This window comes from Streptococcus anginosus (genome assembly GCF_001697145.1).
Taxonomy (GTDB): Bacteria; Bacillota; Bacilli; order Lactobacillales; family Streptococcaceae; genus Streptococcus; species Streptococcus hominis.
In genome coordinates, this window is the sequence record NZ_CP012719.1 from 1880784 (window position 1) to 1894731 (window position 13948).

Annotated in this window: 15 protein-coding genes and 1 pseudogene; 1 reads left to right on the forward strand and 15 read right to left on the reverse strand. The window is 39.2% G+C overall.

The genetic code is table 11. The annotated features are described in order from the left end of the window. Nucleotides 1-61: 61 nt before the first annotated feature. The 11 genes from cls to SanJ4206_RS09225 form a co-directional block, all read right to left on the reverse strand. Nucleotides 62-1594 (reverse strand): cardiolipin synthase, encoded by a 1533-nt coding sequence (gene cls / locus SanJ4206_RS09175; protein ID WP_157622121.1) that lies wholly within the window; start codon nucleotides 1592-1594, stop codon nucleotides 62-64. A gap of 393 nt (nucleotides 1595-1987) precedes the next feature. Then, on the reverse strand, nucleotides 1988-2425 hold the full coding sequence (locus tag SanJ4206_RS09180; protein WP_003027763.1) for an SP_0198 family lipoprotein: 438 nt from the start codon (nucleotides 2423-2425) through the stop codon (nucleotides 1988-1990). A 48-nt stretch (nucleotides 2426-2473) separates the two neighbouring features. Further along, complete coding sequence (locus SanJ4206_RS09185) at nucleotides 2474-3715, reverse strand: bifunctional folylpolyglutamate synthase/dihydrofolate synthase (RefSeq protein ID WP_003027764.1); 1242 nt, start codon at nucleotides 3713-3715, stop codon at nucleotides 2474-2476. A 200-nt stretch (nucleotides 3716-3915) separates the two neighbouring features. After that, nucleotides 3916-4227, reverse strand: a complete 312-nt coding sequence (locus SanJ4206_RS09190) for a DUF1292 domain-containing protein (RefSeq protein WP_003027765.1) — start codon at nucleotides 4225-4227, stop codon at nucleotides 3916-3918. A 17-nt stretch (nucleotides 4228-4244) separates the two neighbouring features. Next, a complete protein-coding gene (gene ruvX / locus SanJ4206_RS09195; protein WP_003027766.1) occupies nucleotides 4245-4664 on the reverse strand; it encodes a Holliday junction resolvase RuvX in 420 nt (139 codons plus the stop codon). Further along, nucleotides 4664-4930: an IreB family regulatory phosphoprotein gene (locus SanJ4206_RS09200; protein ID WP_009569646.1), complete on the reverse strand. Its 267-nt coding sequence runs from the start codon at nucleotides 4928-4930 to the stop codon at nucleotides 4664-4666. Before SanJ4206_RS09200 ends, ruvX begins: the two co-directional genes overlap by 1 nt. A gap of 122 nt (nucleotides 4931-5052) precedes the next feature. Further along, nucleotides 5053-5610, reverse strand: coding sequence for an SP0191 family lipoprotein (locus SanJ4206_RS09205; RefSeq protein ID WP_022525213.1), 558 nt, complete (start codon nucleotides 5608-5610; stop codon nucleotides 5053-5055). A gap of 104 nt (nucleotides 5611-5714) precedes the next feature. Then, nucleotides 5715-6284 (reverse strand): SP0191 family lipoprotein, encoded by a 570-nt coding sequence (locus SanJ4206_RS09210; protein ID WP_003027769.1) that lies wholly within the window; start codon nucleotides 6282-6284, stop codon nucleotides 5715-5717. Nucleotides 6285-6367: 83 nt separating this feature from the next. Then, nucleotides 6368-6766 (reverse strand): transcriptional regulator Spx, encoded by a 399-nt coding sequence (spx, locus tag SanJ4206_RS09215; RefSeq protein ID WP_003027770.1) that lies wholly within the window; start codon nucleotides 6764-6766, stop codon nucleotides 6368-6370. An 86-nt stretch (nucleotides 6767-6852) separates the two neighbouring features. After that, a complete protein-coding gene (gene recA, locus SanJ4206_RS09220) occupies nucleotides 6853-7998 on the reverse strand; it encodes a recombinase RecA (RefSeq protein WP_003027772.1) in 1146 nt (381 codons plus the stop codon). Between the two features lie 47 nt (nucleotides 7999-8045). Further along, nucleotides 8046-9314 carry a competence/damage-inducible protein A gene (locus SanJ4206_RS09225; RefSeq protein ID WP_022525214.1) on the reverse strand — a complete coding sequence of 423 codons (1269 nt, stop codon included), beginning with the start codon at nucleotides 9312-9314 and terminating at the stop codon, nucleotides 8046-8048. Between the two features lie 269 nt (nucleotides 9315-9583). Here SanJ4206_RS09225 and SanJ4206_RS09235 point away from each other — a divergent pair, with 269 nt between their 5' ends. Next, the gene (locus SanJ4206_RS09235; protein ID WP_003027775.1) at nucleotides 9584-9994 is read left to right on the forward strand and encodes a helix-turn-helix domain-containing protein; all 411 of its coding nucleotides are present in this window, start codon (nucleotides 9584-9586) and stop codon (nucleotides 9992-9994) included. A 50-nt stretch (nucleotides 9995-10044) separates the two neighbouring features. Here the strand turns inward: SanJ4206_RS09235 and SanJ4206_RS09240 are convergent. The 4 genes and pseudogenes from SanJ4206_RS09240 to mutL all read right to left on the reverse strand — a co-directional run bounded on the left by SanJ4206_RS09240 (nucleotide 10045) and on the right by mutL (nucleotide 13942). Beyond that, nucleotides 10045-10703 (reverse strand): annotated as a pseudogene (locus SanJ4206_RS09240) (CPBP family glutamic-type intramembrane protease). A gap of 4 nt (nucleotides 10704-10707) precedes the next feature. Then, nucleotides 10708-11262, reverse strand: a complete 555-nt coding sequence (locus SanJ4206_RS09245; protein ID WP_003027778.1) for a DNA-3-methyladenine glycosylase I — start codon at nucleotides 11260-11262, stop codon at nucleotides 10708-10710. A gap of 9 nt (nucleotides 11263-11271) precedes the next feature. Beyond that, entirely contained in the window at nucleotides 11272-11862 is a 591-nt protein-coding gene (ruvA, locus tag SanJ4206_RS09250; protein ID WP_003027779.1) for a Holliday junction branch migration protein RuvA, read from the reverse strand. Between the two features lie 133 nt (nucleotides 11863-11995). Further along, nucleotides 11996-13942 carry a DNA mismatch repair endonuclease MutL gene (mutL, locus tag SanJ4206_RS09255; RefSeq protein WP_037593386.1) on the reverse strand — a complete coding sequence of 649 codons (1947 nt, stop codon included), beginning with the start codon at nucleotides 13940-13942 and terminating at the stop codon, nucleotides 11996-11998. Nucleotides 13943-13948 lie beyond the last annotated feature (6 nt).

Here is a 13948-nt window from a genome sequence, read left to right on the forward strand (position 1 = left end):
TGCCTCCTTTTACTAGATTATTCGTAAAAAAGAAAAAATTCCTCTCATTGCAAGAAGAATTTTATAGCATCGGTGCAAATAATTCGACAATTTCTTTAATCAAGCGTTGATACCAGGTATTTTTAATGGTATCTTCATGTATTTCTTGTGAGGTTTCAAACAACTCCTCAAAATCTCGCTTCAAGTCAAACATAGAAGGCGTTTTATACATCAAAACAGCATTTTCATAGTGATGAACTAAGCTGCGGTAATCAAAATTGATTGTTCCGACAACACCAAAGTCATCATCAGCCACTACATGCTTACTGTGAATAAAGCCCGGTGTATATTCGTAAATCCGAACCCCAGCCGCCATTAAATCTGGATAAGCTCCTCGCGTAATGAGCTGAATGATTTTTTTATCTGGAATATAAGGTGTCACAATGCGGACATCTACCCCCCGCATAGCAGCATTTTTGATGTCTTCCGTCAAATCATAATCAATGATTAAATACGGCGTGGCAATATACACATAATCTGTCGCCTGACTGATTATATTTTGATAGACATTTTTACCCACTTGAGCTTTGTACATGGGCTTCGGTCCACTTCCGTACGGAATATAGAGCCCTGGCGCATCTACAGCTTTGTTATCCAAATGATAGCGATCGAAATCACTGATTTTCCCACGGTTGATATCCCAGTTCATCAGAAACAGCCGTGTCAAGGCTTTTACAGCGCGCCCATTCAGACGAATCCCGCCGTCTTTCCAGTGACCAAATCGCTCGATGTGATTGATGTATTCATCTGCCAGATTGATGCCACCAGTATAGCCAATCTGCCCGTCAACGACGAGGATTTTCCGATGATCTCGATTATTATAAGCCACCGTCATCCGCGGAATCACTTTGTTAAACTTATGAGCGTCAATCCCCATAGCCTGCAATCGGCTGGTATAATCTCCCGGAAGAGTTGCCATACAGCCAATGTCATCATAGAGCATCTTCACTTCAACACCTTGGGCTGCCTTTTCACGCAGAATATCCAAGATACTATTCCACATGATACCTTCTTCTACAATGTAATATTCCAAAAAAATAAATTTTTCTGCATTGCGTAAATCTTCCAGCATTTTCTGGAACATCGCTTCTCCCAAAGGGAAAAATTGCGATTCCGTGCCGTCGTAAATATCCGCATTATGATCCATGCTGAGAAGCGACTTGATAATCCCGTAAGCTGATTTATCTGTCTTTTTCAAGTCTAACCGCAACTCATAACTATTGTCCTCACGAAATTTCATCTGATCCATATTTTTCAACTGTTTCAGCTCACTTCTGGACAATCGGCGCTCACCAAACATCAAATAAAGCAAGGGACCAATGACTGGAACAAACGCTACCAAGAGCCAAGTTACTTTGCTTTCTGGTGTCATTGAGCGATTGACAATCGCTAAAATCGTTGCCAAGCTGAATAAAATCACAAAGACAATCCATAAAGTAGGTGTCCAGCGACCAAGCCAAAAGAAAAACCAAAAAATGAGTGCAAGTTCTAGTACCATGATAATAATACTAAAACCATATTTTGACATCAATAGCTGAAATTTCCTAAGATTCATTTTCTCCCCCTGCTTTTACTTAGTACTAGTATAACGGGGATTTCCTAATAAATCAAGCCAGAATCACTCATTCTTCTATATTCAAAGTATTTTTTCATTAGAGCAAAAAAGAGTAAAAGCAAAGTTGTGATTCGTAACCATCAACTTTCTCTCCTACTCCCTATTTCTACATTTTAACTAGAATACTGATTGTTGTCCACTACCAATTTAGAAAGCAGTTAAAGGCAACAGATAAAGTTCATGAAGCAAGCCCCTTTGTGAATAATTCGCTAAAACAAATGCAACTTCTCCTATCGACTTGTATGAATCAATAAACTTAAATCAAACGCGTCCTAGTTTTCACAAGATCATATCAAATTTTGATCAAGAAATTTTGCACCAACATTAGACAGGTTATTGCTTCGTTAAAACGACTGTATCATTTTCTCCATTTTCTTGCTCAATATCCTCAATCGTTAACCGATCGCCATCAATCATATAACGATCAATGTCATCACCAATCGTCATTCTCTGATTTGTCGAATCAATGCTTACTTGTTTTACTTTCTCTTTACCGTTTGGCTCTTTTTCTGTCCACGTACCACTATTTCCTTTGATAACCAAAGTAATCTCATCTTCTTCGTCCATACCTTTATAAGTACCGTCTAATTTTTCTGACGAATTTTCCGCAATAGTTGACGAAGCACTACTCTCACTTGAGACTGTAGTTGATTGGCTGCTTGAGACAGATTGAGAAGACGGTGAAGTTTGGTTAGACTTGGCGCATGATGCCAAAATGATAAGTCCTATCAGAAAAAATGCGATGTAGCTGAATTTCTTTAATTGTACCATTTTTATCCTCCTTTGCTTACATTTCTATTATACTATCCACCATTCTAATCAGTCAATTTCTTTCTCCAAAAGAAAAGCACGAACTTCCGCAATGAAATAAAGAGAACCTGTCACAAAAAGAAGCTGATTATCAGTAGAATTTTTAATGAATTGTTCAATAAACTCCCGATAAGAGGAAACGTAGGTTTCGGTTGTAAGATTCTGCTTATCTATTGCACCGTCATCCTCAAATGTCGTTACGAATAACTGCACATGAGGCAATTCTTGTTTTAGATAAGACAGCATCCCCTGATAATTTTTGCGTTTCAAAGCACCGAATAAGAGAAAAATTTCTTTCCGTTCTTGCTGACGAATAAACTCCACTAAACGGGACAAAGCTGGTAAATTGTGAGCCCCGTCCAGATAAATTCCTCGCTCAAAATATTCCAGCCGCCCTGCCCAATGTGTCTCTTGCAGAGCTTTTCGTACTAGCTCTATCTGCACTTGCCAGCTGTGTTGCCCCATAAACAAAAGAAAACTTTGTAAAGCAACAGCGGCATTTTCTTCTTGATAAGTACCTGCTAGGCTTAACTTTAGATGAGGAATATTCACATCTGGGCTGAAAAATTGTCCTTTTGAAAACGAAAAATCTCTGCCATATTCGTACAAAACAACATCTAGCTTTTTCGCACGCAGTTCACAGATCCTTCTCGCTTCTTCAGCCAGTGGTCCGATGACAGCCACTTTTTTCTCCTTAAAAATCCCTGCTTTCTGCTCCGCAATGGCGGCTATGGAGTCTCCTAAGGTTTCTTGATGATCCAAACCCACAGACGTCACCACCGCAATATCTCCTGCCACTACATTTGTCGTGTCTAAAAGCCCACCAATGCCCACTTCAATTAAAGCCACATCTACTTGCTCTTCTTTGAAATACAATAAAGCCATAAGGGTTAAAATTTCAAAATAAGAAAGTGGGGCATGTGTTTGTCGAAGCTGTCTTTCCATTTTCCGAACTTGGCGTCCCAGTCGAACGAAATCTTCATCAGAAATGGGTTCATGGTTGATACAAATCCGATCGTGAACACTTGCCATGTGAGGTGACGTAAAAGTTCCCACTTTCTTTTCGTGCTGCACGAATAGCTGACTCATAAACGCAATCGTTGAGCCTTTCCCGTTCGTTCCTGTCACATGAATAATGGGATAATTTTCTTCCGGATGATCCAAAAGACTTATAGCCTGTCTCATTCGCTCTAAACCAGAGCGAAAGTTTAGTCCAATGCGACTTTCCAACCACATTTCAATTTCATTCATATTCTTCTCCCAGCAAAAAGGGAGTGAAACAGAACCAGATTTTGGTTCATGTCACACCCCACAACTCACTTGAATAGTTAGCACTCTTGCCCCACATAGGAATTAAACCAACCACTCATTCGTATACCATAAAATAACGATTCACACAGCCTTTCAATCTCTTCATTGTTTGTAATACGAAAAGCTAGTGTACGCATTTTTTATTCTTCCATAAAGCTATTGAAAACTTCTTCAATCATGTCCCATTCAGCATCTGAATCTTCTGGGATTGGTTGCAGATCGCCTTCTGTTCCGTCCTCATTTTCAGTAAACGAGTAGGCTTGAATTTCTACCTCACCATTTTCATCTTCTTCTGCGCTAGCTGGAATCAATAGAACGTAGTTTTTCCCAAATTCTTCTTTTCCATCAATGGTCAAGAGAATTTCAAACAAAGTTTCGTTTCCTTGCTCATCCACTAAAGTAATTAGTTCACGTTCTTCGTGTTCATGGTCATGGTTATGATCGTGTGCCATGTTTTCTCCTTTATTTATTAAAAATTTCGATCTAAATAATTTTGTAAAATGAGCTGCGCTGCGAGCTTATCAATCACTTTTTTCCGCTTCTTTCTGCTCACATCTGCCTGCTCAATCAACATTCTCTCCGCAGCTACTGTTGTTAGGCGCTCATCTTGGTATTCAACTGGCAAATGAAATAGCTGCTCAATCTTAGTCCCATAAGCCTGACTTGCTTCGACACGCGGACCACTTGTATTGTTCATATTTTTTGGGAGTCCTACAACGAACTTGTCAACCTTATATTCTTGGACAAGCCCATTCAAACGATCAAAACCAAATTCCCCTTTTTCTTCATCAATAGGAATAATTTCAAGTCCTTGAGCTGTAAAACCAAGTGGATCACTAACCGCGACACCAACCGTTTTTGAACCAACATCTAACCCCATAATTCTCATTAGAGATCAATGCCTTGCCCTTTCAAATAATAACGAACTAATTCTTCTACAATCTCATCACGTTCATATTTACGAATTTGATTTCGTGCATTATTATAGCGAGGTACATACGCAGGATCACCACTAAGCACGTATCCTACGATTTGGTTGATTGGGTTATAGCCCTTTTCATTCAGCGACACATAGACATCTTTCAATGTTTCACTAATCTCTTTTTTGTTTGAATCATCAAGATTAAAACGTACTGTCTCATCTGTAAATCCCACAATTACACCTTCTTTCACTAGAATACCTATATTATAGCACATTTCAAGGCTTTTCACAAATGAAAGGGGTTGAAAAAAGCTGAATAAATTCAGCTTTTTTTGTTTCATATACACCTATAAAATCATGGATTTGCAACTTCTTTAGCACCAGCTGCTTTGACAGATTCAATATATTGTTTGGGTGTTAAATTTTTGATAGTTGAAAACATAGAGCCATATGTATCCAGTTTTGATGCTTCATCAAGGTTGATTTTGCTCATATCAATATTGATTGCAACTTTAATAATATAGTCTTTTGTAATGTCTGTTTTAATATCAACACCGCCCAAAGACTTAAATTTATCCAATCCTGCAGCCTTTTCAAAAGCAGAAATCAAGTACGGCTTAGTGCTTTCTAAATCTTGACCCGCTAATGCACTCTTCATATTTTCAGGAAGTATTTGTTCAAGATTTATCACAAACTTCTTAAAGGTTTTTCCTTCATAAGAAATAGTTTGCGTAAGTGTTTGTTCAATCCCTTGGACAGTCTGTTTTTGTTGAAAAGACTTGGTCACAACAGAATCCTTTTTCACAACACTCGAACCAGTCTTACTATCCCCCGACTGATTCTGACCGGATTTTTGACCACAAGCTGTGAGTAGCAACAAACTTGCTCCTAACAAAACAACCGATTTTCTCATAAAAATATCCTCCTTGTATTTTAGAGCTTTATAAGAATAGTATACCATCTTTTGTAAGCGTTGTCAAAAAGAGCCGTCTAAAAAATCAATTCGTGTTTAACAAGTTATTGATTGACTTCCGTTGCACCACTGGCAATCTGATCTTCAACATATTCTTTTGGTTTCATTTTTAAAAATTCTTTTAATTTCATATTCTTTAAATACTCAGTATTTGCGGCTTTATTAACATCCAAAACTTGAAAATCAAAAGTATGAATTCGCTTCAATTCTTGCTCATTTATAATTTCCAAAGAGGTCGAAAAACCTTCCAAACTTTTTGCTTGTGTAAATTTTTCATCTTCAGACAAAGATTTCTCCAATAATTTTTGCGCCTCAGCAACTCCAACTTCCGCAACTACTTTTTTCATTTCTTCTTTCATCGGCATGATTTGCTCAATCGTTAAACTTAAAAATTGATCGCCTTTGTAAGTAATTGTTTGTGTTTGTTGAACCCCTTCAGCTGTTTTAGGGAATGATAAGTTTTTTGTCACAACGGTTTCTTTTTCAGCACTTGCAATAACCGGCAACATATTATCAATTGATTGCTTGCTTGTTTTTGATTTTGTTTCCTTCTTTTGACTACATCCAGCTAAGATAGTAAGAATAATGGTTAATAGAATCAAGCTTCTTTTCATAATTAAACTCCTCCTCGTTTTTTATTTTACCACATTTCCAAACATAACAAACTGTAAAATAAAAAGAGCGGAAATTCCACTCTTTACAAGGCTGCACGTAAGCGTGCTTCTGTATTTTCAACGTTACGAACTGAACGAGGCAAGAATGCACGAATATCATCTTCTTTGTAGCCCACTTGTAGGCGCTTGTCATCTACTAAAATAGGGCTTTTCAAGATGCGTGGAGTTTCCATAATCAAGTCAATCACTTCATTCACACTTAATTCTTCAATATCTACACCTAAGCCTTTTGCATAACGATTTTTTGAAGAAACAATGCTTGCAACCCCATTTTCAGTTTTTGTTAGAATATCTAATAACTCTTCTTTTGTAATTCCTTCTTTACCAAGATTTTGTTCTTTATAAGTTAACTGGTGAGCATTGAGCCATGTTTTTGCTTTTTTACAACTAGTGCAACTTGAGACAGTATAAATTGTAATCATGTAAGTACTCCTTTCGCCACACGGTACTATTATCATACTATATTATACCACAAAATCCCTCCGTCTTGCGACCTATTTTTAAAAAATTATTCCTCAATCTCAATCGCGTCATCCAAGTCTAGCGTTACTTCCTCCACCTTGTTTGCTGATTTAGTTGCTTCTGAATTTTTTTCATCTTCGGCATCATCCTCAATCAAACCGTAATGCACTCGAACTTTATGATCAATTTCATCAAAAATTTCTGGATGATCCGCCAAGTATTTCTTAGCATTTTCAGACCCTTGACCAATCTTTTCATCATTATAAGAATACCAAGCACCCGCTTTTTTGATAATATCAAGGTCTGTCGCAATTTTAATCAACTCGCCTGTTTTAGAAATTCCTTCGCCATACATGATTTCTACGAAAGCTTCCTTGAATGGCGGAGCAACCTTATTCTTCACAACCTTAATCTTAGTTTCCTTACCAACATTGGTATCTTTTTCATCACCAGTTCCCTTGATTTGGGTATTTCCGCGAACATCCAAACGAACAGACGCATAGAATTTCAAGGCACGACCACCAGGTGTTGTTTCTGGATTTCCAAACATAATACCAACTTTTTCACGCAATTGGTTGATGAAAATCGCAATTGTCTTCGTTTTGTTAATAGAAGCAGACAATTTACGCATAGCTTGACTCATCATCCGCGCTTGCAAACCAACGTGACTATCTCCAATGTCTCCATCAATCTCAGCACGTGGTACGAGGGCTGCCACGGAGTCAATAACTACCAAATCTACCGCACCAGAGTCAATCAATTTCCCAGCAATCTCAAGACCTTGCTCACCAGAGTCTGGCTGAGAAAGTAAGAGTTCATCAATATTAACTCCAAGGGCTTGTGCATAAGCCGGGTCAAGAGCGTGTTCTGCATCAATAAAAGCTGCGATACCGCCTTCTTTTTGAGCCTGCGCTACTGCATGAAGAGCTACGGTCGTCTTACCAGAAGACTCTGGTCCATAGATTTCAATAATCCGCCCCTTTGGATACCCTCCTGCACCAAGAGCGATATCTAGCGCCAAGCTACCTGAACTCATGACTTGAACTTTTTGTTCAGCGCGCTCACCTAGGCGCATAATCGCTCCTTTACCAAAATCTTTTTCAATATTTTTAAGTGCAGTATCTAGCGCTTTTTGACGTTCCTCGCCAAATTTCTTTGAAATTTCTTCTAATTTTTTTTGTTTTTTTGCCATTTATTTCTCCTGTATAGTGATAAATTATTTTTTTGCCTAGTTAATCATTATAGCATATTTTCGTTTTTTGATAAAGTTTTTCGCAGCAGATTGAAAGCATGCAGAACGGCTATTTTACGTACATCTGTCCGACTGCGACCCGCAATATTAACCTTAATAGACTGAACATCCTCTGTGGTTGCTAAGCCGATATAAACTGTCCCTGCTGGATGTCCTTCTAAGCTATCTGGACCTGCCACACCTGTCAAGCTCACCGCATAGTCACTAGCGGTCAATTTTCTTGCCTGCTCAGCCATTTTCTCTGCTGTAAAAGCTGAAACCACCCCATGCTTTTCCAAGTCTGCCAAGGGAATGCCCAGCATTCGGCTCTTTTCCTCCATACTGTAGGTAACAAAGCCACCACTAAAAACATTGGAGGCACCAGCAAAGTTTGCTAAAGTTGCTTGAAAAAGTCCTGCAGTCAAACTTTCAGCTGCTGTGACGGTCTTTCCTGCTCTTCTCAGCAGTTCAAAAGCTGTTTGTCCCAGAGAATTATCATCTCCATAAGCGTAGAAAAGATCAGCTAAATGTTGTTTCTCAAAAGTTTGTACTGCTAAAATTTTCTTTTCTAAACGAGTAAACTTAACATCCGCTTCCTTTTGACTAGTAGCCTTGGTGGACAATCGCAAAGTTACTTCTCCCGTCTTAGCATAAGGAGCAATGGTCGGATCCGTTTGAGTATCAATTAAATCCCCTAAAAGGGTTACTAATTGACTTTCACCAATACCAAAGAAACGCAAAACTCTTGAATACAATTTTTGACCAGTTGCTAAGAGCGGAACCAGCTCATTATTTACCATAGGTTTTAATTCACTAGGCGGTCCAGGCAGAACGACATAAGTCACCCCACTGACTTCAATCACGCCCCCCACTGCAAGTCCGGTTTCGTTTTGGAGAGAGGTCGAGCCTTCCACTATCTGAGCTTGTCGCTCATTATTGGGTGTTCGCACATAGTCCGGTCGACTTGCGAAGAAGCGATCCAATTTCTCCGTAGCCATTCGGTCAAATACCAACCTACGATTTAAGAATTTTGACAAAGTCTGCTTAGTCAAGTCATCTTCTGTTGGACCTAATCCTCCAGTTAAGATGATCAAATTACTACGATTTCGAGCGATTTCTAAAATGGATAACAGACGAGCTTCATTATCTCCGACCGCTGTTTGGAAATACACATCTACTCCCAGACTCGCTAATTTTTCAGATAAAAATTGGGCGTTTGTATTGACAATTTGACCTGTCAGAATTTCAGTACCCACAGCAATAATTTCTGCTTTCATAAAACCTCCTACCTTACTATTCGCAATTGATTTTATTTTATCACAAAAAATCTTAAAAAAGTTGATTTTCATTTCAGGAAATAAAAAGAGCTGTCAAGTTCCTTGACAAACTTGTCAACATGCTGTGGAAAACTTTTAAGAATGACTGGTGTTATGCAGAATAACTGGATTGTTAGGGAAATGCTATTGGTAAATGGTTTCATTATTTTTATAATAAAGATGAAAAAGGAAATCATCTAAATATTTTTATTTGAAGAAAGGAGAGCATCATGAAAATTTCACAAGTTCTCAAAGATATTCGTCAACAAAATCAACTCACTCAGGAGACTTTGGCAGAAAGACTCAAGGTTTCCCGCTCCACCATTGCCCGCTGGGAAAGCGAAAAAGGTATCCCTGATATTGGAAATCTCATCGCTATCAGTCGGGAGTTCGATATCAGTCTGGACACACTCATCAAGGAGGATGAGCGCTTGGAGAAAAAGGTTATCGAAGACAGTAAGGCCAAGAAATGGCATTATTTAGTCATTTTCTATCTCTTCTCCGTTTTGGTTGAGATTGCTATTTTTACCTATTTGCATCATATCTTTATGGCTGGCTTCCTCATATCTACCCTCTTTATGCTTTTCTATGAATTACGCATCTTTATCAAGGAAAAGATTTGGATGCAGAAAGGAGAGTAAGGATATAAAGAGAATAACAAAAAACCTAGAGGTCTGGAACTTCTAGGTTTTCATTTGTTTATAGACAATAAAGTAATGATGAAAGCAATAATATTGTTACAACAATGGAGGGCAATTGGATACCAGATATTTTTGTCCTTTCTCAGATATAGGAGCGAGAGAAGAAGACCTCCGGCAACATAGGAAATGGCTGTCACCCACTCTGACAGGGCCCAGCTGTGCATATGAAGGGTGGCAAATAGAAAGGTGGTTAACACAATACCTAACCAGTTAGAGAATTTTGCCAAGAAGCTGCCTAGGAAAAAGCGACGGAAGAAAAACTCTTCAACAATCGGCCCAATCAAGCAGCCGATCAAAAGGATTAGAAAGGGATTTTTCAACAAGGCACCTTGAATATTGGCGTCATTCTGTCCCTGCAGTGGAAGCCCAAACTGTGTTTAATCAGAACTGAAAGCAGGTTGCAGGCAATGGACAGGAGAAAAACGAAAACCATATACAGGGAAATCGTTTTTAGAAATTCCTTCTTTTTAGTCAGAATCAGGGCTAGCTGCTCCTTTAATTCTTCCCAATAAGATAAGATTCCCAAGATAAATAAAAGGAAATAAACGGGGTAAATCAACCAATTTATCCCAAGCAGTTGCAAGCCTCTACCTAGAAAGAAGATCGTATAGAGGCTTATAAAAATGAGGAGAAATTTTCTTGTTTTCATTGTTCTACTTCCAATCACAATCATTTTCATGGTCATTGACAAGTCCAGCTGCTTCTAGGAATGAATAGACACAAACAGGACCGACAAATTTGAAGCCTTGTTTTTTCAGCGCCTTAGACATGCTTTCTGACAGCTCTGTCTTGGCTGGCGCTTCCTTGTAGTTCGTAATTTCATTGTCAATCGTTTTGAAACCGACAAAGGACCAGATATAGTCATTAAAAGAGCCAAACTGCTTTTGAACAGCCAAAAAAGCTTGGGCATTAGCCCTAGTCGCATAAATTTTCATCTTGTTACGGATGATGTCAGGATTGTCCAACAAACCATCCAGATCTGCATCCGTCATCTGAGCAATTTTCTGAGCATCATAGAAATGAAAAGCTTCCCGAAAAGCCTGGCGTTTATTCAGAATGGTCTCCCAAGAAAGTCCAGCCTGATAGGTCTCCATGCAAAGCAATTCAAATAACTTCTGATCATCATGGAGGGGCTTGCCCCACTCCTCATCATGATAGGCTACATACAAGGGGTTGTTCATTTTTACCCAGCCGCAGCGTTTGGTCATAGCTTCCTCCTATTTCACCAACATCTTGAGAGCTGACTTGATATAGTTTTCAGCAGTGTCTGTTGTGCCTTCAAAGAATTTCTTGATTTTCTTAAGCTCAGCAGCCTTGTAGCCCAAAGCCAACATGGCTTCCATGGCTTCTTCCAATTCTTGATTGTCACTAGTAGCTGCAACAGCAACTTGCTTAGGAGCAACACCTGTTGCCACAACCTTTCCTTCTAAGTCCAGCACCATCTGCTGGGCTGTCTTTTTGCCTATCTTGGGAAACTTGGTCAGATAGGTGATGTTTTTCTGCTCAATGGCTTGCACTAATCCAGCATTATCATCAGCTGCGATTATCGCAAGAGCAGAAACGGGGCCAATACCAGAAACCGAAATCAAATTGAGAAAAAGCTGCTTTTCATCCTCTGTGCGAAAACCGTAGAGGAGCTGAGCATCCTCTCTGACCACCTGATGAACAAAAACTTGAAGCTCCTGATTGACCTGACCTGAATAGGCATAGGGATTTGCCACATGCAGGATATAGCCAATTTGCCCCACCTCCACTACAATATATTTGGCTGTGATTTTACTTAAAATTCCTTTAAAATATTCGTACATGACTTCTCCTTTTCAACCCTTTTAGTATATCATATTTTCAACTAGAAAAAATTGAAGCTGTTGGAAAAACCTCACATTGGATAGAAAAAAGCTAAAAAACAGAGAATATGGTAACTCTCTGTTTTCAGGATATTTAGTATTTCCCCAATTCTCTCAGACTGGTATGATTTTCCTGAATCCGACGGAACATTTTTTCCATATCAGATTTGGTAAAGTTGACCAAAACGGGACGACCATGTGGACAATTGTAGGGATTGTCACATTGTGATAACTGAAAAATCAAATCACGCGCTGAATAGTCATCCAAACTGTGATTGGCTTTAATAGAGCGTTTGCAACTCATCATAATAGCTAGCTCAGCGCGATATTTCTTGATAGAGACTTCCTTGGTTAGAAGCAGCATATCGCACATCTCATAAATACCTGATTCGATCTCCTCTTCCTTAAGCCAAATGGGATGTTCACGAAGAATAAATTGATTAGCCCCATATTCTTCTAGGAAAATCCCCACTTCTTCTAAAAGAGACATTCGTTGTTTCAGACGTAGCATATCATCGGCTGGAAATTCAAAGATATAGGGAACCAAAAGCTGTTGCTGACTAGCATCTACATCTCCGATTTTTTCGCGGTAATATTCGTACTTTACTCGCTCTTGAGCTGCATGTTGATCAATAATATAAAGGCCACCGTTTCCTTGAGCAAAAAGGTAGGTGCCGTGCATTTGCCCGAAATATTCCAATTCTGGAAAAGTTGAAGTTTCTTCTCCACCCAACTTATCTAAAGCTCTCTCTAAGCTCGCCTGATCCAGCTCTGGATGATCTAGTTGATTGTAAGAAGGAGATTGCCTTTCTGCAAATTTGACAGAAGCAGCTTTTGAATTGAGTTTATCTGTATCAGCAGATTGTTGGTCTAATCGGTCAGATTCCTCAAAAGAAGGTTGAGCTTCTGACACTTGTGGTTTCACAAAGAAGTCATTTCTTTCTTTATCGTAATAGAGTCGGTTTTCTTTGAGTGGGAGACTCGTCTGCTCAGGCTTATTTGCTCGGTTAATGGTTGATTTTGCTAAATTTTCCAAAGCGTCCGGAATCAAATCCTGCTCTTTTAAACTCGCAGAAATGGCTTGCGAAATCAAGGCCATCAGTTCTCTCTCTTTTGAAATCCGCACTTCTTGCTTGGTCGGATGAACATTAACATCCGCAAGGTAAGGATCAATCTGGATAGCAATCACAGCAATCGGGAATCGCCCAACCATGAGCTTACTACTGTAACCATCAAGAATAGCTCGATTGAGCAGGAAATTCTTGATGTAACGACCATTGATGAGGATAGTAATGTAATTCCGATTAGCCCTTGTTAATTCTGGCAAACTAATATAGCCTGATACTTCAAAATCCAAATCAGATGCTGAAATTTCAATCATTTTTTTGGCTGTTGTCAGTCCATAAATGCCAGCAATTGCTTGACGCAGATTTCCTGTTCCTGCCGTCCGAGTCAACTCTTTACCATCATTGAGCAAGATAAAAGCAACCTCTGGATGTGCTAGACTCAAACGGTTCATTACATCTACAATGTGAGACAGTTCTGCTTGTTGACTTTTCATATATTTTAAGCGAGCAGGTGTGTTGAAAAAGAGATCTTCCACCTTGATTTTGGTGCCTCTAGGACAGCTACTTGGTTCTATAGTTTCAATTTCTCCACCTTGCGCAATCAGAAGCGTTCCATGTGTTCCACCATTTGTCGCAGTTTCAATCGTCAAGCGTGAAACAGAAGCAATCGACGGAAGCGCCTCACCGCGAAAGCCTAATGTCCGAATTCGAAAAAGGTCGGCTTGTTTCTTGATTTTACTAGTAGCATGCCGCCGCAAAGCCAAGGAAACCTCCTCAGGCTCAATTCCTTCACCATTATCAATGACTTGAATGCTCCTGAGTCCTGCTTCTTCAATCTCAACTATAATCTGAGTGGCACCAGCATCAATAGAGTTTTCTATCAACTCTTTGACAACGCTGCTAGGTCGCTCAATGACCTCACCTGCCGCAATCTGATTGGCAAGATTTTCTGGTAATTCTATAATTTTTGACATAGTTTT

Bases quoted from the DNA above. Each gene is read 5' to 3' on its own strand.
- SanJ4206_RS09225 (WP_022525214.1), bottom strand. From the start codon at position 9,314: ATGAAAGCAGAAATTATTGCTGTGGGTACTGAAATTCTGACAGGTCAA.
- SanJ4206_RS09180 (WP_003027763.1), bottom strand. From the start codon at position 2,425: ATGGTACAATTAAAGAAATTCAGCTACATCGCATTTTTTCTGATAGGA.
- SanJ4206_RS09185 (WP_003027764.1), bottom strand. From the start codon at position 3,715: ATGAATGAAATTGAAATGTGGTTGGAAAGTCGCATTGGACTAAACTTT.
- mutL (WP_037593386.1), bottom strand. From the start codon at position 13,942: ATGTCAAAAATTATAGAATTACCAGAAAATCTTGCCAATCAGATTGCG.
- ruvX (WP_003027766.1), bottom strand. From the start codon at position 4,664: ATGAGAATTATGGGGTTAGATGTTGGTTCAAAAACGGTTGGTGTCGCG.
- spx (WP_003027770.1), bottom strand. From the start codon at position 6,766: ATGATTACAATTTATACTGTCTCAAGTTGCACTAGTTGTAAAAAAGCA.
- SanJ4206_RS09235 (WP_003027775.1), top strand. From the start codon at position 9,584: ATGAAAATTTCACAAGTTCTCAAAGATATTCGTCAACAAAATCAACTC.
- cls (WP_157622121.1), bottom strand. From the start codon at position 1,594: ATGAATCTTAGGAAATTTCAGCTATTGATGTCAAAATATGGTTTTAGT.
- ruvA (WP_003027779.1), bottom strand. From the start codon at position 11,862: ATGTACGAATATTTTAAAGGAATTTTAAGTAAAATCACAGCCAAATAT.
- SanJ4206_RS09210 (WP_003027769.1), bottom strand. From the start codon at position 6,284: ATGAAAAGAAGCTTGATTCTATTAACCATTATTCTTACTATCTTAGCT.
- recA (WP_003027772.1), bottom strand. From the start codon at position 7,998: ATGGCAAAAAAACAAAAAAAATTAGAAGAAATTTCAAAGAAATTTGGC.
- SanJ4206_RS09190 (WP_003027765.1), bottom strand. From the start codon at position 4,227: ATGGCACACGATCATAACCATGACCATGAACACGAAGAACGTGAACTA.
- SanJ4206_RS09245 (WP_003027778.1), bottom strand. From the start codon at position 11,262: ATGACCAAACGCTGCGGCTGGGTAAAAATGAACAACCCCTTGTATGTA.
- SanJ4206_RS09205 (WP_022525213.1), bottom strand. From the start codon at position 5,610: ATGAGAAAATCGGTTGTTTTGTTAGGAGCAAGTTTGTTGCTACTCACA.